20 protein-coding genes, 1 pseudogene and 3 riboswitches are annotated in these 23,054 nt (G+C 72.8%); of the genes and pseudogenes, 10 read left to right on the top strand and 11 right to left on the bottom strand.

Annotated elements, in window-relative coordinates; translation table 11 throughout:
- Positions 1-20: 20 nt before the first annotated feature.
- Complete coding sequence (locus OG559_RS22950; RefSeq protein WP_405106788.1) at positions 21-1,829, top strand: RyR domain-containing protein; 1,809 nt, start codon at positions 21-23, stop codon at positions 1,827-1,829.
- Complete coding sequence (locus OG559_RS22955; RefSeq protein WP_405106790.1) at positions 1,819-2,331, top strand: hypothetical protein; 513 nt, start codon at positions 1,819-1,821, stop codon at positions 2,329-2,331. Before OG559_RS22950 ends, OG559_RS22955 begins: the two co-directional genes overlap by 11 nt.
- A gap of 9 nt (positions 2,332-2,340) precedes the next feature.
- On the opposite strand, the gene OG559_RS22960 is transcribed toward OG559_RS22955, so the two are convergent.
- Positions 2,341-3,135 (bottom strand): SCO2525 family SAM-dependent methyltransferase, encoded by a 795-nt coding sequence (locus OG559_RS22960; RefSeq protein WP_405106792.1) that lies wholly within the window; start codon positions 3,133-3,135, stop codon positions 2,341-2,343.
- Between the two features lie 418 nt (positions 3,136-3,553).
- Here OG559_RS22960 and OG559_RS22965 point away from each other — a divergent pair, with 418 nt between their 5' ends.
- Together OG559_RS22965 and OG559_RS22970 are read left to right on the top strand one after the other, a co-directional pair.
- On the top strand, positions 3,554-3,700 hold the full coding sequence (locus OG559_RS22965; protein ID WP_405106794.1) for a hypothetical protein: 147 nt from the start codon (positions 3,554-3,556) through the stop codon (positions 3,698-3,700).
- 8 nt (positions 3,701-3,708) lie between these two features.
- On the top strand, positions 3,709-4,437 hold the full coding sequence (locus OG559_RS22970) for a cobalt-precorrin-6A reductase (RefSeq protein ID WP_405106796.1): 729 nt from the start codon (positions 3,709-3,711) through the stop codon (positions 4,435-4,437).
- Between the two features lie 31 nt (positions 4,438-4,468).
- Here the strand turns inward: OG559_RS22970 and OG559_RS22975 are convergent, their stop codons facing one another.
- From OG559_RS22975 to OG559_RS23005, 7 genes and pseudogenes are all read right to left on the bottom strand, one after another.
- A complete protein-coding gene (locus tag OG559_RS22975; RefSeq protein WP_405106798.1) occupies positions 4,469-5,254 on the bottom strand; it encodes a CbtA family protein in 786 nt (261 codons plus the stop codon).
- A 103-nt stretch (positions 5,255-5,357) separates the two neighbouring features.
- Entirely contained in the window at positions 5,358-5,567 is a 210-nt protein-coding gene (locus OG559_RS22980) for a CbtB-domain containing protein (protein ID WP_405106800.1), read from the bottom strand.
- A gap of 39 nt (positions 5,568-5,606) precedes the next feature.
- A riboswitch (adenosylcobalamin (AdoCbl) riboswitch) is annotated at positions 5,607-5,694 on the bottom strand.
- Complete coding sequence (gene cobA / locus OG559_RS22985; protein WP_405106802.1) at positions 5,684-6,736, bottom strand: uroporphyrinogen-III C-methyltransferase; 1,053 nt, start codon at positions 6,734-6,736, stop codon at positions 5,684-5,686. Its footprint overlaps the riboswitch before it by 11 nt.
- The gene (gene cobC / locus OG559_RS22990) at positions 6,727-7,821 is read right to left on the bottom strand and encodes an Rv2231c family pyridoxal phosphate-dependent protein CobC (protein WP_405116896.1); all 1,095 of its coding nucleotides are present in this window, start codon (positions 7,819-7,821) and stop codon (positions 6,727-6,729) included. The genes cobA and cobC overlap by 10 nt, the downstream gene beginning before the upstream one ends.
- Positions 7,813-9,150, bottom strand: a pseudogene (locus OG559_RS22995) (cobyrinate a,c-diamide synthase); the annotation flags it as partial. The gene cobC and the pseudogene OG559_RS22995, both read right to left, overlap by 9 nt.
- Positions 9,144-9,758: a cob(I)yrinic acid a,c-diamide adenosyltransferase gene (cobO, locus tag OG559_RS23000; protein ID WP_405106804.1), complete on the bottom strand. Its 615-nt coding sequence runs from the start codon at positions 9,756-9,758 to the stop codon at positions 9,144-9,146. The gene cobO and the pseudogene OG559_RS22995, both read right to left, overlap by 7 nt.
- Positions 9,758-11,767: a VWA domain-containing protein gene (locus OG559_RS23005; RefSeq protein WP_405106806.1), complete on the bottom strand. Its 2,010-nt coding sequence runs from the start codon at positions 11,765-11,767 to the stop codon at positions 9,758-9,760. Before OG559_RS23005 ends, cobO begins: the two co-directional genes overlap by 1 nt.
- A 45-nt stretch (positions 11,768-11,812) precedes the next feature.
- A riboswitch (cobalamin riboswitch) is annotated at positions 11,813-11,958 on the bottom strand.
- Between the two features lie 66 nt (positions 11,959-12,024).
- Between OG559_RS23005 and cbiE the strand changes: the two genes are divergently transcribed.
- Both cbiE and cobM read left to right on the top strand, forming a co-directional pair.
- A complete protein-coding gene (cbiE, locus tag OG559_RS23010; RefSeq protein ID WP_405106808.1) occupies positions 12,025-13,233 on the top strand; it encodes a precorrin-6y C5,15-methyltransferase (decarboxylating) subunit CbiE in 1,209 nt (402 codons plus the stop codon).
- The gene (cobM, locus tag OG559_RS23015) at positions 13,230-13,985 is read left to right on the top strand and encodes a precorrin-4 C(11)-methyltransferase (protein WP_396673752.1); all 756 of its coding nucleotides are present in this window, start codon (positions 13,230-13,232) and stop codon (positions 13,983-13,985) included. Before cbiE ends, cobM begins: the two co-directional genes overlap by 4 nt.
- Here the strand turns inward: cobM and OG559_RS23020 are convergent, their stop codons facing one another.
- From OG559_RS23020 to OG559_RS23030, 3 genes are read right to left on the bottom strand one after another with little or no spacing between them, the layout of a single operon-like run.
- The gene (locus tag OG559_RS23020; protein WP_405106811.1) at positions 13,986-15,488 is read right to left on the bottom strand and encodes a precorrin-2 C(20)-methyltransferase; all 1,503 of its coding nucleotides are present in this window, start codon (positions 15,486-15,488) and stop codon (positions 13,986-13,988) included.
- Positions 15,485-16,150, bottom strand: coding sequence for a precorrin-8X methylmutase (locus OG559_RS23025; RefSeq protein ID WP_405106812.1), 666 nt, complete (start codon positions 16,148-16,150; stop codon positions 15,485-15,487). Before OG559_RS23025 ends, OG559_RS23020 begins: the two co-directional genes overlap by 4 nt.
- Positions 16,147-17,022, bottom strand: coding sequence for a sulfite reductase subunit beta (locus OG559_RS23030; RefSeq protein WP_405106814.1), 876 nt, complete (start codon positions 17,020-17,022; stop codon positions 16,147-16,149). Before OG559_RS23030 ends, OG559_RS23025 begins: the two co-directional genes overlap by 4 nt.
- A gap of 45 nt (positions 17,023-17,067) precedes the next feature.
- Positions 17,068-17,249, top strand: a riboswitch (cobalamin riboswitch).
- 134 nt (positions 17,250-17,383) lie between these two features.
- On the opposite strand from OG559_RS23030, the gene OG559_RS23035 reads away from it, so the two are divergent.
- The 4 genes from OG559_RS23035 (at position 17,384) to OG559_RS23050 (ending at position 23,042) form a co-directional block, all read left to right on the top strand.
- The gene (locus tag OG559_RS23035; RefSeq protein ID WP_405106816.1) at positions 17,384-18,037 is read left to right on the top strand and encodes a (2Fe-2S) ferredoxin domain-containing protein; all 654 of its coding nucleotides are present in this window, start codon (positions 17,384-17,386) and stop codon (positions 18,035-18,037) included.
- A complete protein-coding gene (gene cobN / locus OG559_RS23040; protein WP_405106818.1) occupies positions 18,034-21,633 on the top strand; it encodes a cobaltochelatase subunit CobN in 3,600 nt (1,199 codons plus the stop codon). The genes OG559_RS23035 and cobN overlap by 4 nt, the downstream gene beginning before the upstream one ends.
- Positions 21,630-22,388 (top strand): precorrin-6A synthase (deacetylating), encoded by a 759-nt coding sequence (cobF, locus tag OG559_RS23045; protein ID WP_405106820.1) that lies wholly within the window; start codon positions 21,630-21,632, stop codon positions 22,386-22,388. The genes cobN and cobF overlap by 4 nt, the downstream gene beginning before the upstream one ends.
- A 159-nt stretch (positions 22,389-22,547) precedes the next feature.
- The gene (locus tag OG559_RS23050; RefSeq protein ID WP_405106822.1) at positions 22,548-23,042 is read left to right on the top strand and encodes a GNAT family N-acetyltransferase; all 495 of its coding nucleotides are present in this window, start codon (positions 22,548-22,550) and stop codon (positions 23,040-23,042) included.
- Positions 23,043-23,054 lie beyond the last annotated feature (12 nt).

A 23,054-nucleotide genomic window follows, 5' to 3' on the forward strand; every position in this document is an offset into this window, starting at 1 on the left:
CGTCAAATACCATGTGGCTCATGACAGACCCGGCCGCTGGCTCGTCCCGCCTGGCCGTATGGTGGCTGCGAGTCGTGTTCGGAGTCATCGGACTGGGCGCCTTCATCCTCGGCTACGTCGGCTTCGAGCGCCTGCTTGAGTCCCGGCCTGACACCGCGCACAATCCGTATGACGTGTTCTACTACGATTTGCAGCTCTTCGTTCTCGGCGCCGAGCCCTTCCAGGACGCCGGGCCGTACCCGTGGCAACTGCAGGTCGCGCGGTTCGCCGCCCCGCTGTTCACGCTGCTCGCCGTGGCCGAGGCGAGCCGGCTGCTGCTGGCCGCCGAGAGCCGCCGCCTACGGGCCAGGCGGGCCCGCAACCACGTCCTGGTCTGCGGCGACTCCCAGTTCGCCCACATGCTCGCCGACCGGCTCTTCGCCGACGGCGAACGCGTGGTCGTGGTGCGCTCCGTACCGTTCGGACCGCTGGAGTACCGCCTACGCCGCTATCTCGGTGTCATCGGCGACCCGGCCAGCCCCGCGGTGTTGCGCGGCGCCGGCCTGTCCCGGGCCCACACCGTCTACGTGTGCAGCGAGGACGACGACCGCAACCACGCCATCGCCAACACCGCCAGCCGCCTCATCCAGGACCGCCGGCAACCACCCCGCCTCTACGTACTGGTCCACGACTCCGAGATGTGCCTGTCCCTGCAGGCCCGACGACTCGGCGCCATCGGATTCAACCGGCTGCGGCTGGACTACTTCCACGTCGACGACGTCGCGGCCCGCGCACTGCACCGGCACCACCCACTGCCGCGCCCCAGCGGCCGGCCCGCCAGGGTGCTCATCGCCGGCACCGGCAGCTTCCGCCGGACCCTCCTGGTGGAAACCGCCCGGCACTGGCGGGCACGCCTGGCCGACACCCCGGCCGGCCACCTGCCGCCCCCGCTGCGGGTGGACCTGGCAGCCCCGGACGCCAGCACCGAACTCGCCTCCGTGGCGTCACGCTATCCGTTCCTGACCGCCGCCTGCGAGATCACCGCGTACGATCTGGAGCTCGACCGGCTCGCGAGGTTCGACCGGCTCGACCGCCGCCGCTACGACCGCATCTACATCTGCGCCCCGGACGAGACCAACGGGCTGCAGTTCGTGCTGGACACGCCCGCCCTCTGGCAGAGCGCGGAGAGTTCGGTCTTCGTACCGGTCTACCGGCAGGCAGCGCTTGCCGCCGCCTTCCACGGCGATGCCCGCCACGATCTGCTCGACGAAGTACACGGCAAGCTCCGCCTCTATCCGGTGTTGACTCACGCCTGCGATGCCCGGCTGATCGCCGAGGACCTCACCGAGCGGCTGGCCCGGCTGATCCACGAGCGGTACCTCCAGGCACAGCAGCGCGCCGGGGTGCGCCCCGGCGGCGCGCCGGCGATGGTGGGCTGGTCGCGACTGCCCGAGTCGCTGCGACGGGCCAACCGGGCCCACGTACAGGACATCGCCGCCAAGCTGCGTAACCTCGGGTGCGTCGTGGCGCCCCGGCGCGGCGGCACCGGCGACGCTTCCGCCGCCGGAGAGGCCATCGATGACCGGATCGAGGAACTCGCCCGCCTCGAGCACGAACGGTGGTGCCGGGAACGGCGCGGGGAGGGCTGGACGCACGGCGAGTTCCGCGACGACATCCGGCGGCGGCATCCCGCCCTGCGGCCATGGGACGAGCTTTCCCTCGACGTTCAGGAGCAGAACCGCGCGGAGATCCGGGCACTGCCCGACGTGCTCTCCGACAGCGGGTTCGAGCTGATCCGGCTGGCACCCGCGGTGCCCAGGCAGCGGGAAGGACCGGGGGATGCCGACTGAACCCGCACCGGTGCGCGTCGGCATAGCCGGGCACATCAACCTGACCCGCGACACCGAGTTGCTCGTCGCCGACGCGCTCCGCGCCGAGTTGCGCCGGATCAGCGACCGTCCGGTGCATGGCGTCACCTGCCTGGCCGCCGGCGCCGACCAGGTCTTCGCGCGCACGCTACTGGACATGGGCGGCACGTACGAGGTGATCCTGCCCGCCCGCGACTACCGCACCGCCGTGATCGCCCCGGAGAACCGAACGGCCTTCGACGAGCTGCTCGCTCGGGCGGCAGCGGTCGTCCACCCCGGCCACGACCGCTCCGGCACGGCCGCCTACGTGGCCGCCAACCGGGAGCTGGTGCGACGGGTGCAGCGACTCGTGGCGGTCTGGGACGGTAATCCGGGCTGCCACGCGGCGGCGACCGACCGGACCGTCAACTGGGCGCGGCAGCAGGGTGTCCCGATTACGATCCTCTGGCCCACCGGTGCCCGCCGGACGAGTGCCGGCGACTGACGCGATGCCCTAACCGCGGCTGCGACCGGTGGCCAGCAGCATGCTCAGATATCCGTCCCGCAGTGGGGTCCGGGGCCGGACCTCGTGGAAGTCCAGGTCGTACGCGCTGGTCGCGATGCTGGCCACCACCTCGGCGCGCTGCAGCGCCACGGCCGGGAACAGGCGCTCGCCGACGTGGTAGCCGCGGGAACCGAGCATGACCGCCACGACGAAGGGCGAGCCGGGCCGCAGCGCGTGCAGGAAGCTGCCGATGGCGTGCTCGGCCTCCGCCTGGTCGGCCGATATGGAGCAGGCCACGAAGAACATCGTGCCGGCGTCCCAGGCACGCCTGGGCAGGTCGAAGACACTGGCCCGCAGCACCCGGCCCACCTGAGCCAGCCGGCCCCGTGGGTCGGTCACCGCCGAGTACACCGGGTGCTCCACGCACACCTGCCAGTACGGGTCCCAGAGCTCGTCGTAGCTGGCGATCTGCGTGCTCAGCCAGCGCACGTTCGACGCCGACCATTCACACAGGTCGAGCGTGCGCGCGAGCGGCAGCAGCGACAGCGCCGGGTAGAGGTTCGCCCCCGATCCCACGTCGACACAGCACGCGTCGGAGAGTGCCGTCTCAGCGAAGAAGTCCCTGGTCCGGCGGAGGATCTCACGATCGTCGGCACGCAGCACCGCGTAGTTGTGCCGGACGTATGCCTGGGGGTCGAAGCTGTCCCACTCGACGTCAGAATTGGTCGGCCTCGGAGACCGGATCGATGGTGCGGGCGTCGACGACTCGCCACAACCGCCGCCAGCCGCCGGGATCAACGCCATCGAGGCGCCTCCATCCATGTTGGTGGATCACACTGGTCGTCGTAGCGGCGCTTTCCCCTACTGACCCCTGTGTAGCGGAGGTGGTGGTGGCTCGCAAGGGGCGGCACCGCGGCAACTCCTCCAGCAGGCCGGCGTCGCACGCCCGGCGCCACTCACTCATCGACCGCGAACGACCGCCGGAACGGCCGCTCTGATCGAGGCCCGACCGTCGTCATGGTCCCGTCGTGCCCCGAAGGGCAAACCTGTGCTGGAGATCGTCACCGAAGGAACATCCATCCTCCCCCCGGGAGGACTACTTGATCTGCACCGCTGGTCTCACCCCACCCTGACACCCAGGGTCCGGGCAGGGAAGGCAACGAGGGACGGCTCGGAGAGAGCCCGCCGGTCCGATGGGCAGACGGGAAGCGATACTGGAGCGGTGGACGCACAGGCTCGCCGTACCGCCCGGTTCATGGTGGCGGGCACGACTTCTGACGTAGGCAAGAAGCATCTCGATGTCGACGCGTTGCTGGGCCTGGCCGGGCATGGCGTTCCCGCCATCCCTGCGATCGGACCTCACGCGTGAGGGTCCTCGTGCTCGGCGGGACGGGGGAGGCCCGCGCGCTGGCGGCCGCGCTCGTCGAGGACGGTGCCGAAGTCGTGACCTCGCTTGCGGGACGTGTCGCGCGTCCGCGGCTGCCGGTCGGACAGGTGCGTGTCGGTGGCTTCGGTGGGATCGAGGGGCTGACGACGTACCTGGAAGGGGCCGGGGTGGGTGCTGTCGTCGACGCGACACACCCGTTCGCGGAAAGGATCAGCGCCAACGCGGCTGCGGCGTGCCCGGCGGTCGGCGTTCCGCTGCTCCGCCTGGAGCGGCCCGGCTGGGCTGGACGGCCTGAGGCGTTCGGCTGGCACTGGGTCGGCGACCACGACGAGGCCGCCCGAGTGGCGGCAGGGCTGGGAAAACGGCCGTTCCTCACCGTCGGGCGGCAGTCGCTCGGACGCTTCGTCGAGCCGCTGCGCCGCCACGAGTGCCTCGTGCGCGTGGTGGACGAGCCGGACATCCGCCTTCCGGCCTCCTGGATGCTGCTGCGCAGCCGTGGACCGTACACGATCGAACACGAGCGGCAGGTGATGGCAGACGCGGACGTCCTGGTGACGAAGGACTCCGGCGGAGACCACACCGTCGCGAAGCTCGAGGTCGCCGCCGAGCGGGCGATGCCGGTGGTCGTCGTCCGCCGAGCCGGACCGCCGGGCGGTGTGCGGGTCGTCCGTGACGTCGACGCCGCGCTGGCCTGGGTGCAAGCGCTGCCGGCACGCTGACCGCAGCCGCGCGGCGGCGGTCCGGGGCGGCTCAGAGCGTGGCGGCCAGTTCCTGGCGGCGCAGCCGCTCGGCGGCTCGGTCCGCGTCACGTCCGACCAGGCCGGTCAGCACGAGGCCGAGGACGGCCCACGTCGCGGCCAGGGTCATGATCGACGAGCGGCGGAAGTACCAGAGCGTGTCGGCCGGGAAGTTGCCGACCTCGTTGACCGTCGGCAGGACGGCGCCGGCGACCACGACCACGACCAGGTATGCGGCGGCACCGACCAGCACCGCGGCGTACGCGCCCAGCCGGGGCAGGACCCGCCGGGCCAGGAGCACGGCGCCGATCGCCGCGACGAGGCTCAGCGCCCAGAAGCCGAAGTACAGGGCGGTCCGCTCGCCGATCGTGTCGCCCGAGCCCACCGCCGGCGGCGTGGCGGGGTACTTGAAGAACGGCACCAGCGCCGTGGCGACGAAGCCGACGCCGGCCACCACCGCGGTGGAGGCTCGTGCTGAGAGCGTGCCCAGGCGCCCGACGGCGAACGCGGCAGCGAGCGCCGTGGCGCCGCCGAGGACGGCGCCCATCAGGATGGTGCCGGTTGCCAGGCCCCAGGTCGACTGCGTCTCGCGGGAGACCTCGGCCTCCTCACCGTGGCTGTGGGATTGCTCGGCGGTCGCGTCGTCGTGCGGGTGCCCGTCTTCGGCCGAGCCCGCCTCCTCCAGAGCGATGGCGGTGTCGACCTGGGGCTCAGCGACGACGTAGGCGACGAGGAAGGCCGCGAAGCCGGCGATCAGGCCGGCCAGCAGGCCGTGCACGAGAAAGGTACGAGGGGCCATCAAGGGTCCGTTCGAGAGCCGGCCGCGGGCAGCACAAGCCGCCGGCAGGACCGGGAGCGAGAGGAAGAAGAATCCGGCCGACCGGACGCCAGACGCGCGAGCGTCAGTGGCAGGGGTAGCCCAAGACGTGCCGTGCGTCGTGAACCAACTCGTGCACGACGGTGCCCTCGAAGACGGAGAACGCTCCCTGCTCGGCGCCCACGAAGAACAGGACGACGGCGGTGAGCAGCGCGAAGAACAGCGCCCAGGGGGCGAGCTCGCGAACGGGAATGGTGGGAACAGCGGCCGGAGCGGCCGTGGTTGCCTGAGACATGACACTCCTTGGGAAATCTGCGTCCCATCGATGAATGTTCACCTGGCTGGAGGGTCTGGCTTCGCCGCAAGCGGCGTCACAGTAGCGCGACTGCGCCGGGATCACACCGGCTTCCTTCAGCAAGGTGGGACGACCATAGCAGGTATCGGGCGGGGAAACGGTGTGGCGGCTGTCATGACCGCCCACGCAGGACGCGGATCGAGCGCGGCCACGTGACCGATGACCGCGACGGCAGGGGCGCCGATGCCGGCCGCGGCGGTGTCGGCGACGAGGTGGGCGAGGGTGCTGCGGACGACCTGCTGGCTGGCCAGGCTGGCATCCGCCACGACCGCGCACGGCGTGCCCTCGTCCAGATCGGCGGCGATGAGCGCTTCGACGATGGCAGGAAGGGTACGCACACCCATGAGCACCACGATCGTGGTGCCGGATCGTGCGAGGGCCGGGTAGTCGATCGACGAATCGGGGTGGCCCGGCGGTACGTGGCCGGAGACGACGGTGAAGCCCTGGACGAGTCCACGGTGGGTGACCGGAATGCCGGCGAGCTCGGGGCCCGCGACGCTGGACGTCACGCCGGGCACCACGGTGGTGGCGACCCCGGCGTCGGCGCACGCGGCAACCTCCTCGAAGCCGCGGCCGAACACGTAGGAGTCGCCGCCCTTGAGCCGCACTACGTGACGCCCAGCGCGTGCGTGCTCTACGAGGAGACGGTTGATCTCCTCCTGGCTGGTGCTTCGCCCGTAGGGGATCTTCGCGACGTCGACGACCTCGGCCTCCGGGCGGGCCCACGCCAGCGCCTCCCACGGCGCCAGCCGGTCGGCGATGATCACGTCGGCCTGTTCGATGGCCGCACGTCCGGCGACGGTGACCAGACCGGGGTCCCCGGGGCCGGCGCCGACCAGCGTGACATGACCGGCCCGGCCCGTCCGGTCGGGTGCGTCAGCCGTCAGGGGCGCGACGGCCCGCAGCACGACATCGAAGCAGCCCTCGTCCACGGGTGCCGTGACCCAGGTCAGGCGCCGACGGAGGGCGAGGTCCTCCAGCGCGGCGCACACGGTCGGCGCTGCGACAGTGACAGCTGCACCCTCACGCAGCAGCGCAGCGACCGTGGCAATGGCGCGCGGGCCCCCGTCTAGGACGAGCACGCTGCGACCGGTGACGTTCAGCTCCATGTGACGGTGAGTCCCAACGTGGTGAGCAGATGGCGGGTGGCGGCCGGCTCGCAGACGGCGATGCGCGCCCACGAGCCGTCGAGACCGGGGAAGGTGTCGGTCCGGCGCACGGCCACGCCTGCCTCTTTGAGGCGCGCGTGCGCCCCGGAGCCCAGACGGGCGAGGACGAACGGGGCGTTGGACTCCGCGACCGTGAGGCCGAGCTCGCTCAGCCCGTCCACGAGCGTGCGCCGCTGCCGCACGCACAGCGCGGCCCGGCGCCCCGCCTCGGCCTCGGCCTGCGGCCCGGTGGTCGCGACGACGGCATGCAGCGCCGGGGTGCCGACCGACCAGGGCGGTTGCTGGGTTCGGAGGTCGGCGACCACGGCGGCGTCGCCCACGACGTACCCGGCGCGGATGCCGGGAATCGACCACAGCTCGGTCAGGCTTCGCACCACGACCAGCCCGGGTAGCCGGTGCGAGGTGAGCGTCTGCGGCTCGCCCGGCACGAAGCCCATGAACGTCTCGTCCACGACGACAATGCGCCCGGGGCGGCACAGGGTGCGCAGGGTCGCGGCGGCGTGCAGGCGCCCGGTCGGGTCGGCGGGGTTGCCCACCACGACGAGGTCCGCGTCGTCAGGGACGGCACCGGGGTCGAGGGCGAAGTCGTCCTCGGTCCGGCACAGGACATGGGTGACGGTGTGGCCCGCGGCGCGTAGCGCGACGTCGGGCTCGGTGAACTGGGGGTGCACGACGACCGGGCGTCGCCAAGGACGTGCTCGGGCGAGCAGGAAGAACGCCTCGGCGGTGCCGGCCGTGACGAGCACCTCGGACTCGTCACGACCGTGGCGACGCGCCACAGCGACGTGAGCCGCGGTGGCTTCGGGGTAGGTGTCGGAGGTCCCGATTGCGTCGCGCAACGCCCGCTCGAGCCACTCCGGGCGGGGCAGCCGGCTGACGTCGACCGCCAGGTCCAGCAGGCCGGCGGACAGCTCCAGGTCGCCGTGGTGGCGCAGCGGGGCCACGGGCGGTTCGGGACCCGGCGGCACGGCGACGGCGTGCGTTCGTGGCACACCAGGTGCCGCGATTGCGTCCGCCCGGTGCACCGCGTCCGCGAACGACTGGGCCAGGCGCGGGTGCCCGGCCCAGTGCACGTGCAGATAGGACGCGCTGAGCGTCAGGCCCGCGAACCCGACGTCGCCGCCCTCCAACGTCCACGCGGGACGCTCGCCGTGCACGGGAGTGACCGTGGTGCGGTGGAATTCGTGCGCCGTGGCACCGGTCCCGCGTGCGCCGAGGAGCTGGTCCGAGCCGAGTTCGGCCCGGCGGTACGCGAGGGTGAGCCGGGGCGTCATGACCGCGTCGGCGTCGAGCGCCCCGACCATGGGGTGCCCGTCGACGGAGCGGCACAGGTACAGCAGTCCGGCGCACTCGGCCACCGTCGGGACGCCGTCGAGGACAGCCTGACGCAGCTCGTCGCGCAGGGCCGTGTTGGTGCTCAGCGCGGCCGCGTGCATCTCGGGGAAACCTCCGCCGAGATACAGGCCGCGCGTCCCGGCGGGCAGCCGCTCGTCCCGGGCCGGGTCGAACGGCACGACGGTGCACCCCGCTGCCTGCAGCAGCTCGGTCGTCTCGGCGTACCGGAAGGTGAACGCACGCCCGGCCGCGACCGCGATGATCGGGGACCCGGTGCCGGAGTGTCGGACGTGCGCGGCCGGGTCCCACGGCTCGGAGTCGAGGTCGGGCGCGGTGTGCGCCACCTCCAGCACGGCGTCGAGGTCGACGTGGCGGGCGACCTGCTCGGCCAGCCTGTCCAGCGAGGCGGCGGCTTCGTCGCGCTCGGCCGCGGGGACGAGCCCGAGATGGCGCGAAGGCGCGCTGACACCATCGTCGCGCTGCAGGATCCCCAGCACGGGGACGCCGACGGACTCCACCGCGCGTGCCGCCTCGGCAGCGTGGCGGGGGGAGCCGGCTTTGTTGAGCACGACACCCGCGATCGTGATGCCGGGCTGGAACGTCGCCATCCCGTGCACGACCGCCCCCACGCTGCGCGAGGCGTGCGAGACGTCCACGACCAGGACGACCGGTGTCCGGGTGAGCGTCGCGACGTGGGCGGTGGAGGCGAACCCGTCGCCGCCGATGCGGCCGTCGAACAGACCCATGACCCCCTCGACGACCGCGACGTCCGCGTCCTGGGCGCCGTGAAGCAGCAGCGGGACCACGAGCGAGGGGTCGGTCAGGTGCGGGTCGAGGTTGCGGCCCGGACGCCCGGTGGCCAGCGCGTGGTAGCCGGGGTCGATGTAGTCGGGCCCGACCTTGTGCCCCGAGACGGCATGCCCGCGGGCGGCCAACGCGGCCATGAGCCCGGTCGCGACCGTGGTCTTGCCGTGGCCGGAGGCCGGTGCCGCGAGCAGCACACGTGGCAGCCTCACCACTCGATGCCTCGCTGACCCTTCTGGCCGACGTCCATCGGGTGCTTGACGTGCAGCATCTCGGTCACCAGGTCGGCTGCCGCGACGAGGCGGGGGTCGGCGCGGCGTCCGGTGACGACGACGTGCTGGCGGCCAGGACGGTTGGCGAGTGTCTCCACAACGTCGTCGACGTCGACCCAGCCCCACTGCATCGGGTAGGTGAACTCGTCCAGGACGTACAGCTGGTGCCGCTCGGCCTGGATGCGCCGCTTCACCTCCGCCCAGCCCTCGGCGGCGTCAGCGGCATGGTCTGCGTCGGTGCCGCCCTTGCGGCTCCAGGACCACCCCGAGCCCATCTTGTGCCACTCGACGGGCCCGCCCTCGCCGGTCTCCTCGTGCAGGCGGGCGAGCCGTTCGAGCACCGTCTGCTCACCGATGCGCCACTTGGCCGACTTGACGAACTGGAAGACCCCGATGTCCCAACCTTGGTTCCAGGCGCGTATCGCCAGGCCGAAGGCAGCGGTCGACTTGCCCTTGCCGTTGCCGGTGTGGACCATCAGCAGCGGGCGGTTGCGCCGTGCACGGGTGGTGATGCCGTCGTCCGGGACGACCAGCGGCTTGCCCTGCGGCATCAGGCCACCCCCTCGCGCGGCGCGGTCGCCGTGTGGACGACGCCGGTGAGCCCCTCGGCGGTCACCTCACCGAGCGGCACGTGCTCGGCCTGCAGGGTTGCGGCCAGCTGCGCGGCAAGGCCGAGCCGGAAGCGTCCGGTCTCGCAGTCGACCACGACGCTCTGCACGCCGGTGGCGGCCAGGTGCGTCGCCGCGCGGTGGGCACGACCGAGCGCGTCCGGCCCGAAGGTCGCACGGCCGTCGGTCACCACGACCAGCAGCGGCCGGCGGGACGGGTCGCGCAGCGCCTCGCGGCGCAGCACCTCCGCAGAGCGCTCCAGGCCCTCGGCGAGCGGCGTACGCCCGCCGGCCGGCAGGTCGGCCAGGCGTCGGGAGGCGACATCGATGGACCCGGTCGGCGGCAGGGCGACGTCGGCGGTGCGCTGGCGGAACGTCACCAGCGCGACCTTGTCCCGGCGGCGGTAGGCGTCCAGCAGCAGCGAGAGCACGGCGGTCTTGACCTGCTCCATGCGACGTCGCGCGGCCATCGAGCCGGACGCGTCGACGCACAGCAGGACGAGGTTCGACTCCCGCCCGACGGTTTCTGCGCGGCGCAGGTCGCCCGGGGCGAAGACGAGACCGCGGCTATCGACCAAGCCGCCACGGGAACGCTGGTGCGGTGCCGCCTCGGTGATGGTGCCCGGCAGGTGCAGGCGCCTGGCGACGGACGATCCGCGCTGCTGCCCGACGACCCGGCCCTGAGGTGTGCGTGCCCGGGACCGGCGGCCGGCCTGGCCTTCGCCGGTGCCCCGTACGACGAGCAGGCGGGCGCGTGCCGGCTCGCCGGCGGACGCGACCGATCCGGCAACGGCAGGCTGCGGCGCGTTGTCCGGCGCGGGCGATCCTGCGGCGTGGGAGTCGTGGACGTCCCGGGACCGGCCGTCCTGCGGGGCGTCGTCCGGCGGCCCGCCGCCGGGACCACCGGGGCCGTCGTCGGGCCCGTCCGGTCCGGGGTCAGGGTCGTCGTTGCCCAGCAGGTCGTCGAGCCGGTCCTCGTCCAGGCCGGGCTCGTCGAACGGGTTGCGGCGCCGGCGGTGCGGCAACGCGAGACGGGCGGCGACGCGGACGTCCTCGCGGGTCACGTGCGCGCGTCCCTGCCAGGCGGCGTGCGCCGAGGCGGTGCGGGCGGTGACGAGGTCCGCGCGCAGGCCGTCGACGTCGAACGCGGCGCACACCTCGGCGATGGTCGTCAGCGTCCGGTCGTCGAGCACGACGCCCAGCACGAGCCGCCGGGCTGCCACCAGCCGCGCGCGCAGGGCGTCCTGCTCGTCGGCCCAGCGTGTGGTGAAGCCCTCCGGGTCGGCGTCGAACGCCAGCCGGCGACGCACGACCTCCACCCGCAGGGAGGGGTCGCGCGGTGCGGCGACCTCGACGGTCAGGCCGAACCGGTCGAGCAGCTGCGGACGCAGCTCGCCCTCCTCGGGGTTCATCGTGCCGATCAGCACGAACCGGGAGGCGTGCTCGACTGAGAAGCCGTCGCGCTCCACGCTGACCCGGCCGGTAGCCGCTGCGTCGAGCAGCAGATCGACGAGGTGGTCGTGCAGCAGGTTGACCTCGTCGACGTAGAGCAGGCCGCGGTGGGCTCGGGCGAGCAGGCCCGGCTCGAACGCCACTACGCCGTCGCGCAGCGCCGCGTCGAGCTTGAGGGAGCCCGTCACCCGGTCGTCGCTCGCACCGACGGGCAGCTCGACGAGCCGCACCGGCCGCTCGACGACGGGCGTGGACGCGTCGATGGGCCCGTCGGGGCAGACCGCCAGGGAATCGTCCGGGTCGACCGAGAACCGGTCGCCCGCATACGTCCGCACCAGCGGCAGCACCTCGGCGAGGCCGCGCACGGTGGTGGTCTTGGCGGTGCCCTTCTCCCCGCGGACCAGGACGCCGCCGATGAGCGGATCGATCGCGACCAGGGTGAGGGCGAGAGTCATGTCGTCGGAGCCGACGACGGCACAAAAGGGGTACTGCGCTGGCATATAGGGCTCCCGCTCGATCTGCCATGACCGTCCACGACGCGGACGCGTCGCGGCTCGGATCGAGGCCGGTCTTCGGACTTCCCAGGTCTGTGCCTGAGTTACCGCAGCGGGCCCTGTGCCGGATTCTCACCGGCTTCCCAGATTCTCCCCGTGGCCATCGGCCGTGGGGCACCTCGAACCTTCGCATCACCCTAGACGCCGTCCTGACGGCCCAGGCAGCGGTCCGGCGGCCGGGCGGACCGGGCTAGGGTGCAACCATGGAGGCGCACGTGACCGTTGTCGGGCTCGGGGCCGACGGCTGGGCGGGCCTTCCGGAGCCGTCTCGGACGCTGGTGCACGGGGCTGCGACGCTGCTCGGCGGAGCCCGGCATCTCGATGCGGTGCCGCCGGTCGACGGCCAGAAGCGCGTCGCGTGGCCGTCGCCGCTGCGTGAGAATCTGCCGGGCCTGCTGGGCGCCGCGCGCAGGCCCGTCGTCGTGCTGGCGTCGGGCGACCCGCTCGTGTCGGGCGTCGGCACGACGCTGCTGGACATCCTGGGCCCGCAACGGGTGACGATCGTGCCTGCGGTCTCCTCCGTGGCGCTCGCTCGAGCACGTCTCGGGTGGCCGGCGGAGTCCGTCACCACGGTGAGCCTGGTCGGCCGCGACGTGCGCCTCGTCGTCCCCGCGCTCGCCCCCGGGCGGCGGCTGCTCGTGCTCTCCAGCGACGAAACGACGCCTGCCGCCGTCGCTGCGCTGCTCACCGGACTCGGCTGGGGAGAGTCCAGGCTGGCCGTGCTCGGCGACCTCGGCGCCGCAGGTGAGTCGCGTGCCGAGTCGACCGCGGCTTCGTGGAACGTCGTGGACGTGCCCCGGCTGAACGTCCTGGCCGCCGAAATCCGGGGCACCGGACCGGGCTGGGCCGCGGGCGGGGTGCTCCCCGACGACGCGTTCGAGCACGCCGGGCAGATCACCAAGCGCGACCTGCGTGCCAGCGCCCTGGCCCGGCTCGCGCCCGCTCCCGGTCAACTGCTGTGGGACGTCGGCGCCGGCAGCGGCTCGATCGGCGTGGAGTGGATGCGTGCGTGGCCGACGGCGCGGACGATCGCGATCGAGTCCCGCGCCGACCGCGCCGCGCTCGTGCGTCGCAACGCCGCCACGCTCGGCGTTCCCGGCCTGCGTCTCGTCGAGGGCTCGGCGCCCGACGCCCTGGCCGGTCTCGAGCGCCCTGACGCGGTGTTCGTCGGCGGTGGAGCGACCGTCCCCGGCGTGCTCGAAGCGTGCTGGGACGCGCTCGGCACCGGTGGCCGGCTCGTCGTCCACGGCGTCACGGCCGAGACCGAGGCGGTGCTGCTCGAGCAGTACCGTCGCCGTGGCGGCGAGCTCGTCCGTCTGCACGTCGAGCGCGCCGAGCCGCTCGGCGGCTTCACCGGCTGGACGCCCGCGCGTGCCGTCAGCCAGTGGACCGTCACCAAGGGAGAGTCATGACCGTCCATTTCGTCGGGGCCGGACCCGGTGCCGCCGACCTGCTCACGCTGCGCGCGGTGCGCCTGCTCGAGGTCGCGGACGTGTGCCTGTATGCGGGCACCTACCTCGACGCCGACGTGCTCGGCCACTGCCGCGACGACGCCCGGCTGGTCGACACCCAGCACCTCGACCTGGACGAGATCACCGCCCACCTGGTGCAGGCGCACGCCGACGGGCTGGAGGTCGTGCGGCTGTGCTCTGGCGACCCGTCGCTGTACTCGGCGGTACATGAGCAGGCGCGCCGGCTCGACGCGGCGCAGGTCCCGTGGGACGTCACGCCCGGTGTGCCCGCCTACGCGGCTGCCGCGGCGATCGTCGGCGCCGAGCTGACCGTCCCCGAGCTGGCCCAGTCGGTCGTGCTCACCCGCGCTCAGGCCCGTTCCACGGTCATGCCGCCGGGGGAGCAGCTCGCCGCGTTCGCCGCGACCGGCGCGACCCTGGCCCTGCACCTGGCCATCACTCGCAGCCGCGAGCTGGCCGCCGAGCTGGCCGAGCACTACGGCGACGGGTGCCCGGTCGTCGTCGTGTCCAAGGCGACGCAGCCGGATCAGCTCGTCCTGCGCGGCACACTGGCCGACATCGGCGACCAGGTCGAGGCCGCGGGCCTGCGCCAGGCCGCGGTCATCCTGGTCGGCCCTGCGTTGGCTCCCGACGTCCGCGGCGGTGAGTCGTTCCTGTACGCCGCCAGCCGCGAACGTCGCGCCCGCGGCTGACTAGGCGACAAAGCGCGGGCTCCAGACGCGGCCGGCCGCGGTGACGCGCGTTGACGAGGCGCCGACGAGCAGCAGGCACCTCATGTCGATGGTCTCGGGGTCGAGCTCGCCCAGCGTCGTCACGGTGAGGCTCTCCCCGGCGCGGCCGACGTCGCGACCCACGACTACGACGGTCTCGGGCGACTTGTGCTCCAGCAGCGTTGCTCGGGCCTGCGCGACCTGCTCGGTGCGCGAGCGCGAGCGCGGGTTGTAGAGGGCGAGCACGAGGTCCGCCTCGGCGACGGCGCGCAGCCGCTTCACCACGACGTCCCAGGGCTTGAGCCGGTCCGACAGGCTCATCACCGCGAAGTCAGCGCCGATGGGGGCGCCGGCGCGCGCCGCGACCGCTTGGACGGCAGAGATTCCGGGCACGACGCGCACGGCGACGTCCGCGTAGCGCGGGTCCTCCGCGGCCTCGAACACCGCCGACGCCATACCGAAGATGCCCGCGTCGCCGCCGGAGACGACCGCGACGCGCTCACCGGCGAGCGCCAGCTCGAGCGCCTCGCGGGCCCGGTCCACCTCAACCGTGTTGCCGGACGCGTGACGCACCAGGCCCGGGCGCTGCGGGACGCGCTGGACATACGGTCCGTAGCCGATGACGTGGCCGACCTCCGCGAGCACTTGCGACGCCTCGGGGGAGAGCCACTGGTCGGGACCGGGACCGAGGCCCACGACGACGACTTCGGCACCGGCGACGGGCTCGGTGACCGCACTCGCCGAGCGGTCGTAGCGCGCCACACCGGGGCGGGTGTCGCCGGGGACCAGGACGATCGAGAAGTACGGCACCGTCTCGGGGTCCACGTCGGCGACCGGGAGAACCCGCTGGGCGTCCATCGACGCCCGCTCGACGTACCAGGACCCCTCGACGCGTCCGGCCTGCTCGAGCGCCGAGCGGACCTTGGCGAACGTGCGGCCGAGTTTCATGATCACGGCGCCGTCGGTGTCGGCGAGGCGTCGGGCCAGCTCCGGCTCGGGAAGCGTGCCGGGCAGCACGGTCAGCACGTCGGTCTGCCGGACCAGGGGCAGGGCGGTCGTGGCCGTGGCGGCCGCGAAGGCGGGTACGCCTGCGACGACCTGCGTCTCGAACTCGCCCGCGAGCCGGTCGTGCAGGTACATGAACGAGCCGTAGAGCATCGGGTCGCCCTCGGCCAGCACGACGACGTCGCGGCCCGCCCTCAGGTGCGCGCGGAGCCGCTCGCCGCACTCGGCGTAGAAGTCCGCCATCGCGCCGGCGTACCCGCCCGGGTGGTCGGTGGTCTGCGTCGTCACCGGGTAGACGAGCGCCTCCTCGATCACGTCGTCCGGGAGCAGGTCGGCGGCGATGCGACGCGCGTTGGACTGCTTGCCGACCCCCTGGTGGTAGGCGACGACGTCCGCCGCGCCGATCAGCCGGGCGGCCTTCAGCGTGACGAGCTCGGGATCCCCCGGGCCGACCCCGACGCCGAACAGCCGGCCACTCACTCCGCCTCCTGGGCCAGGGCGTTGAGCGCCGAGGCGGCCAGCGCCGAGCCGCCGCGACGCCCGGTCACCACGAGATACGGCACGTCGAGCCCCGGTGCCTCGGCGGCGAGGTCGATGAGCGCCTGCTTGGACTCGGCCGCACCGATGAAACCCACCGGCGTGCCGATGATCGCGGCCGGACGCGGTGCGCCGTCACGTAGCATCTCCAGCAGGTGGAACAGGGCCGTGGGGGCGTTGCCGAACGCGACGACGGCACCCTCGACGTGCTCGGCCCACAGGGACACCCCCACGGCGGACCGGGTCGTGCCCCACTCGCGGGCGAGCGCCGGGACCTCGGGCTCGCGTAGGAAGCAGCGGACCTCGTTGTCGCGGGGCAGCCGGGCGCGGGTGACGCCGGCGGCGACCATGTGCGCGTCCGTCAGGATCGGCGCCCCCGCATCGAGCGCCGCCCGGGCCGCCGCCACGAGACCGGGGTGGATCACCAGGTCCCGCGTCAGGTCGGTCTGCCCGCACGCGTGGATCATCCGCACCGCGACCCTCTCGGCGTCGGCCGGGACACGCGACAGGTCGGCCTCGGCGCGGATGGTGGCGAACGAGTCGGCGTAGATCGCCGCGCCGTCGGTGACGTAGTCGTAGCGGCGCGTCGGTGGGGCGAGAGTCATGCATTCTCCAGATCGGGGACGAGCAGGGTGCGCCGTGGCGTGACGACGAGGTCGCCGGCACCGAGGGCGCGGACCTCGTCCATGAGGCGAGCATCCACCCGGCCGTCGGGCACCGCGAGGTGCAGCGCGACACGGCCGTCGTCCTGCACGATCCTGCCAAGCGGGGGCGGCGGCGTGCTCACCCGGGTCCCCGCGGCACGCTCGAGCGCGGCGCCCAGCACTGCCGCGCCGGAGCCGGGCAGCTCGTCGACGTGCCAGGGAGAGCTCGGTTCGCTACCGGCGAGCTCGGCGAACCGCACGGCGAGTCTCGTCAGCGCCGCAGCGGCCTCGTCCAGCGGGACGACCGGTCCCCACGACGTCCCGGCGCGCAACTGCGCGGTGCCCGTGTCGAGCGCCACGAGACCGAGGTCCAGGTCGCGCTCGACCAGGTCGCCGCGGCCGTCGTCGAGCACGAACAGGAACCGGCCGGTCAGCGCGCCGAGCAGGGGCTCCGCGCACAGCCGGGCGTCGAGGTCAGCGCTCACCGGACGCAGGTCGGCGCGGCCACCGCTGCGCCCGGTGAGTGGTGAAGCCAAGATGTTGCGCACCCGCTCGTGCGACGCCGACGGCACGAGCCCGGTGGCCATGACCGCGTCCACGACCGCGTCCGGCAGGCGCCCGTCGTCGTGCTCGATGCCGCGCACCTGGAGGTTGGCGCGGCTGGTCAGGTGGACCGCGCGGTCGCCGTGCTCACGCGCCACCCGGACGAGTGCGCCGAGCGCCTCGGTCGTCACGGCGCCACCGGGGACGCGCACCCGGACGAGCGCGCCGTCGTCGGCGATCCAGGGGCGCAGCAGACCGGGACACAGGTCACGGCGGGTCCTCTCGGTCACGGCGCCATCGTGCCAGAGCCCGTCTCGGGCGCCGCCGGTCGGCGGTGCTACGTTCGTCATGCCAGCCAAACTCAGCCATGAGCCAGGGAACCCGGTGAGAGTCCGGGACTGACGCGCAGCGGTGAGGGTGACGGGCGGAGCACGACGCCACTGGACCAACGGTCTGGGAAGGCGCTCCGTCCGGTTGATCCCAAGTCCGAAGACCTGCTGGCCGCAGACCCCGTCTGCGACACCTGCCCATCCAGGCCTCGCGCACAGGCCTCCGGACGAAGGAAGACCGTCGTGTCTCGTCATCCTCGCTCGCACCAGACCGGATCCTCCCACCAGGTTCTGCCCAACTGGCTCGTCTGCTCCTGACGTCGTGAGCGTCCTCGTCCACGTCGCGACCGCGCTGCCGGACGCCGCCCGATCAGCGGTGCTGCGCCGGGGGGCCGAGGCCGCCGGTGCCCGTCTGGCATTCCTGCAGGGCGGCGAGCCGACACTCACCCACGTGCTCGACCTGGTGCACGCCGCCGGCGTCCGAGAGGTTCGCCTCGAGCCGGTGAGCACCGACGACCTGACCTACGCCCGCTCGTGGGTGGGACGCGTCGCCGGCCACTGGCACCGCCAGCAGATCGACCCGCCGGTCATCCGGTTCGGAGAGCGGACCATCACCGGCCGCGAGGCGCCGTTGTCGTCACCGGCCTGGGACGCGCCCCCGCCGTACCGGCACCATCTGCTGCTGTGCCGTGGCCCGCGCTGCAGCGCCCGAGGTGCGGACGAGACCTACCGCGCGCTCGTCGGCGCGCTCGTCGAGCACCGGCTCACCGACTCCGACGTCCTCATGGCGCAGACCGGGTGCTTGTTCCCGTGCAATCACGGCCCCGTGGCCGTCGTCCACCCCGACGGCGCCTGGTACGGGCCGGTACGACCCGGCGACGCGGCACGGCTGGTCCGCGAGCATCTCTGCGCCGGTCGCCCGGTCGACGGCCTGCGCCTCGGCTCCCGGACCATCTCCACCGAAGGAGAAGCATGACCCGCATCGCTCTCATGTCCACGTCGGACACCGACCTGTTGTCGGCGCGTGCCAGCGGCTCGGACTACACCTGGGCCAACCCTGTCCGGGTGACCGACGAGCGCCGCGACGCCCTGACCGCCGAGGCGGACCTGGTCGTGCTGCGCGTGCTCGGCTCACCCGAGGACGTGCGGGACGTCGCCGCCCTTGTGCGCGACGCCGGGTGTCCCCTGGTCGTCCTCGGCGGGGAGCGGACGCCGAACGCCGCACTCATGGAGCTGTCAACCGTGCCGATCGGCGTGTGCGCCGAGGCACACCGCTACCTCGCCGAGGGAGGCGCGGAGAACCTGGGTCAGCTGCACGCCTTTCTCTCCGACACGGTGCTGCTGACCGGCGAGGGCTTCGAGCCGCCGGCCGTTCTGCCCGAGTGGGGCGTCGGCCGGCAGGCAGCCGGGAGCGATGTGCCACGGATCGGCGTCCTGTACTACAGGGCTCACGAGGTGAGCGGCAACAACGCGTTCGCGCACGAGCTCGCCGACGCGATCGACGCGACCGGCAAGGCCGTCGGCGTGCCGATCTTCGTCTCCTCGCTGCGGGCGGCGCCCGACGAGCTGTTCACCGAGCTCGCCACGCTCGGCGCGATCATCGTCACCGTACTCGCCGCCGGCGGCTCCAAGCCCGCCACCGCCAGCGCCGGCGGCGACGACGAGTCCTGGAACGTCGAGCGGCTGCGCGCCTTGGACGTCCCCGTGCTGCAGGCACTGGCGCTCACCTCCAGCAAGGCCGACTGGGAGGCATCCGACGACGGCGTCACCCCGCTCGACTCCGCGACCCAGATCGCCATCCCCGAGTTCGACGGCCGGCTCATCACCGTCCCGTTCTCGTTCAAGGAGGTCGACGCCGACGGTCTGCCGCGCTACCAGACCGACGCCGAGCGGTGCGACCGCGTCGCGGGCATCGCGGTGAACCACGCGCGGCTCCGACACGTTCCACCGGCCGAGCGCAAGGTGGCCCTTGTCCTGTCGGCCTACCCGACCAAGCACAGCCGCATCGGCAACGCCGTCGGCCTCGACACGCCCGTATCGGCGATCCGGCTGCTGCGCGCGATGCGCGACGCCGGCTACGACCTCGGCGCGCCCGGCGAGATCCCCGGGCTCGACCCGCTCCCGCCGGTCGAGGGGGAGGACCCCGACACGACGGCCGGCAACGCGCTCATCCATGCGCTGATCGAGGCCGGTGGCCAGGACGAGGAGTGGCTCACGCAGGCCCAGCTCAGCGAGTCGCACGTGCGTATCGGCCGCGACGACTACCTGCGCTGGACCGCGCACCTGCCGGACGAGCTTCGTGACGCCATGGCCGAGACCTGGGGCGAGGCCCCCGGCTCACTGTTCGTCGACGACGCCGGTGACATCGTGCTGGCCACGCTGCGCGCGGGCAACGTCGTCATCCTCATCCAGCCGCCACGCGGCTTCGGTGAGAAGCCGGTCGCGATCTACCACGACCCCGACCTGCCACCGTCGCACCACTACCTGGCGGCGTACCGCTGGCTTGAGCTCGGCTTCGGCGCCGACGCGGTCGTGCATCTGGGCAAGCACGGCTCGATGGAGTGGCTGCCGGGCAAGAACGCCGCGCTCTCGGCCGGGTGCGCCACGGACGCCGCCATCGGCAGCATGCCGCTGATCTACCCGTTCCTCGTCAACGATCCCGGCGAGGGCGCCCAAGCCAAGCGCCGCGCGCACGCCACGATCGTCGATCACCTCGTACCGCCGATGGCGCGCGCCGAGAGCTACGGCGACATCGCCGAGCTCGAGCAGCTGCTCGACGAGCACGCCAACGTCGCGGCCATGGATCCGGCGAAGCTGCCCGCGATCCGCCAGCAGATCTGGACGCTCATGCAGTCCGCGCAGATGCACCGCGACCTCGGGCTGGAGGAGCGACCCGACGACGAGGAGTTCGACGACTTCCTTCTGCACGTCGACGGCTGGCTGTGCGAGATCAAGGACGTCCAGATCCGCGACGGGCTGCACGTGCTGGGCCAGGCGCCGACGGGGGAGGCGCGGGTCAACCTCGTACTCGCCGTGCTCCGCGCCACGCAGGTGTGGGGCGGCCAGAACCGCGCTCTGCCCGGCCTGCGCGCCGCCCTGGGGCTCGCGGAGGACGCCCCTCTCCCCGCGGTCGACGCCGTGGAGGGGCAGGCCCGTGCCCTGGTCGAGGCGATGGAGAAGACCGGCTGGGCCGTCGACGCGATCGACACGCTGCACGACGACCCGGTCGTGCGCGACGTCCTGCGGTTCGCCGCCGAGCAGGTCGTCCCGCGCCTGGCCGCCACCACCGACGAACTGACCAACGTCCTGCACGCGCTCGCCGGCGGTTTCGTCGAGGCCGGGCCGTCCGGCTCCCCGCTGCGCGGACTGGTCAACGTCCTGCCGACCGGTCGCAACTTCTACACCGTCGACCCGCGTGCCGTCCCGTCGCGCCTCGCGTGGGAGACGGGACAGGCGATGGCCGAGTCGCTCGTCGCCCGGCACCTCGCCGAGACCGGCGAACACCCGCGCTCGGTCGGCCTGTCCGTGTGGGGGACGTCCGCCATGCGCACGTCCGGTGACGACGTCGCCGAGGTGCTCGCGCTGCTGGGCGTGCGCCCGACCTGGGATCCGGCCTCGCGACGCGTCAACGGCCTGAAGGTGATCGACCTCGACGAGCTGGGCCGTCCGCGCATCGACGTGACCGTCCGCATCTCGGGCTTCTTCCGCGACGCCTTCCCGCACGTCATCGAGATCCTCGACGACGCCGTGCAGATCGTCGCCGGGCTGGACGAGCCCGACGAGCTCAACTTCGTCCGCGCGCACACCCGCGAGGACCTCGCCGAGCACGGCGACCTGCGGCGGGCCACCACCCGGATCTTCGGCTCGAAGCCTGGCTCGTACGGTGCCGGCATCCTCCAGGTCGTCGAGTCCGGCACGTGGCGCGACGACGCCGACCTGGCCGCGGTCTACACCGCGTGGGGCGGCTTCGCGTACGGCCGAGGGCTCGACGGTGTCGCGGCCACCGACGACATGCGCACCAGCTACAAGCGCATCGTCGTCGCGGCGAAGAACATCGACTCGCGCGAGCACGACATCGCCGACTCCGACGACTACTTCCAGTACCACGGCGGCATGATCGCCACGGTCCGCGCGCTGACCGGCGCCGAGCCGAAGGCGTACGTCGGGGACTCGACCATGCCGGACGCCGTGCGCACCCGCACGCTGCAGGAGGAGACCAACCGCGTCTTTCGCTCACGCGTCGTCAACCCGCGCTGGATTGCGGCGATGCAGCGCCACGGGTACAAGGGCGCGTTCGAGCTCGCCGCGACCGTGGACTACCTGTTCGGCTTCGACGCGACCGCCGGCGTCGTCCACGACTGGATGTACGAGTCTCTGGCCCGCGAGTACGTCCTCGACGAGACGAACCAGGAGTTCATGCGCCGCGCGAACCCCTGGGCGCTGCGTGGCATCGTGGAACGGCTGAACGAGGCTGCTGACCGCGGGCTGTGGTCCGACCCGGACACCGAGATCATGGCGGAGATGGCGCGGGTGTACCTGGAGGTCGAGGGCGACCTGGAGGACGACGCGTGACACGACGCCTCGCGCTCGTCGGGCTGGGCCCGGGCGACCCCGAGCTGGTGACGGCCCAGGCTGCCCGGGTGCTCAACGAGGTCGCCTACTTCCTCGTCGCCGACAAGACCGCGCAGCACCCGGGCACGGCCGACCTCATCGCGATGCGCGAGGCGATCTGCGAGCGGCACGTCACAGGGCAGTGGCGGCTCGTGCACGTCCCCGACCCCGAGCGGGACCGTGCCGACCCTGCCGACTACGCCACCGCGGTGCGCGACTGGCACGAGGCGCGGGCGCAGGTCTACGAGCAGGCACTGCTGGACAACCCGGGAGATGCGGCGGTGCTCGTGTGGGGCGACCCGGCCCTGTACGACTCGGCGATCCGGCTGGCGGACCGCATCGTCGAGCGCGGACGCGTCGACGTCGCGGTGGAGGTGGTGCCTGGTCTCAGCAGTGTCCAGCTGCTCGCGGCCCGCCACCGACTCGTGCTCAACGCGATCGGTGGCCCGATCACGATCACGACCGGCCGGCGCCTGCTCGAGGACGCGGCAGCCGGCGACAACCTCGTCGTCATGCTCGACGGGGCGTTGACCTGCCGCCGGCTACCTGAGCCCTCGACCTGGCAGATTTGGTGGGGCGCGAACCTCGGCTCGTCCGACGAGCAGCTGGTCGCCGGCCGCCTGGACGAGGTCGCCGATGCGATCTGGTCACGACGAGCGGAGGTGAAGCAGGGTCGGGGCTGGGTGATGGACACCTACTTGTTGCGTCGACACTGAGAAACAAGCGGCCGTGATGCCCCAGACGCCTGCGCTCGGCGGCCGTGCCGATGGCATCACGTGCCCGCTCGTGACCACTGGGCCGCATGGTTACCGGCCCGCCGATGGCTCAGCCGAAAACGCATTGCCTGGTCCCCAGAGCTGCGGCAGCCTTCAAGAGTGATCAATACGCGTGTGCTCACCGAGGGCGACTGGCAGGTCTGGCGGGAACTGCGGCTCGCTGCGCTGACGGAGGCGCCGTACGCCTTCGGTTCACAGCTGGCGGATTGGCAGGGCGACGGCGACCGTGAGGAACGCTGGCGGCTTCGGCTGGCCATCCCCGACTCGTACAACGTGGTGGCGATGCTCGACGGGCCGCCCGTCGGGATGGCCAGTGGAGTGCCCACTGATCAGGACGGCGTCGTGGAGCTCATCTCGATGTACGTGGCTCCGGCGGGACGTGGCCGAGGCGTGGGCGACCACCTCCTGCATGCGGTCGAGCAGCGGGCTCGGCAGGTGGGCGCAGGGACACTACGGCTGGCCGTGGTGGAGGGCAACCACAACGCCTGGGCGCTCTACCAGCGAAACGGCTTCCATGACATGGGCGAGCTGGGCGACCTCATGCCCGACGGCATCCGTCGGGAGCACATCATGATCAAGAGACTCGCTGCTTGACGCGACACCCGC

The organism is Micromonospora sp. NBC_01405 (genome assembly GCF_045040155.1).
In the GTDB taxonomy this organism is placed as follows: Bacteria; Actinomycetota; Actinomycetes; order Mycobacteriales; family Micromonosporaceae; genus Micromonospora.

Bases quoted from the DNA above. Each gene is read 5' to 3' on its own strand.
- OG559_RS22950 (WP_405106788.1), top strand. From the start codon at position 21: ATGACAGACCCGGCCGCTGGCTCGTCCCGCCTGGCCGTATGGTGGCTG.
- OG559_RS22955 (WP_405106790.1), top strand. From the start codon at position 1,819: ATGCCGACTGAACCCGCACCGGTGCGCGTCGGCATAGCCGGGCACATC.
- OG559_RS22960 (WP_405106792.1), bottom strand. From the start codon at position 3,135: ATGGCGTTGATCCCGGCGGCTGGCGGCGGTTGTGGCGAGTCGTCGACG.
- OG559_RS22975 (WP_405106798.1), bottom strand. From the start codon at position 5,254: ATGGCCCCTCGTACCTTTCTCGTGCACGGCCTGCTGGCCGGCCTGATC.
- OG559_RS22980 (WP_405106800.1), bottom strand. From the start codon at position 5,567: ATGTCTCAGGCAACCACGGCCGCTCCGGCCGCTGTTCCCACCATTCCC.
- cobA (WP_405106802.1), bottom strand. From the start codon at position 6,736: ATGGAGCTGAACGTCACCGGTCGCAGCGTGCTCGTCCTAGACGGGGGC.
- cobO (WP_405106804.1), bottom strand. From the start codon at position 9,758: ATGCCGCAGGGCAAGCCGCTGGTCGTCCCGGACGACGGCATCACCACC.
- OG559_RS23005 (WP_405106806.1), bottom strand. From the start codon at position 11,767: ATGCCAGCGCAGTACCCCTTTTGTGCCGTCGTCGGCTCCGACGACATG.
- cbiE (WP_405106808.1), top strand. From the start codon at position 12,025: ATGGAGGCGCACGTGACCGTTGTCGGGCTCGGGGCCGACGGCTGGGCG.
- cobM (WP_396673752.1), top strand. From the start codon at position 13,230: ATGACCGTCCATTTCGTCGGGGCCGGACCCGGTGCCGCCGACCTGCTC.
- OG559_RS23025 (WP_405106812.1), bottom strand. From the start codon at position 16,150: ATGACTCTCGCCCCACCGACGCGCCGCTACGACTACGTCACCGACGGC.
- cobN (WP_405106818.1), top strand. From the start codon at position 18,034: ATGACCCGCATCGCTCTCATGTCCACGTCGGACACCGACCTGTTGTCG.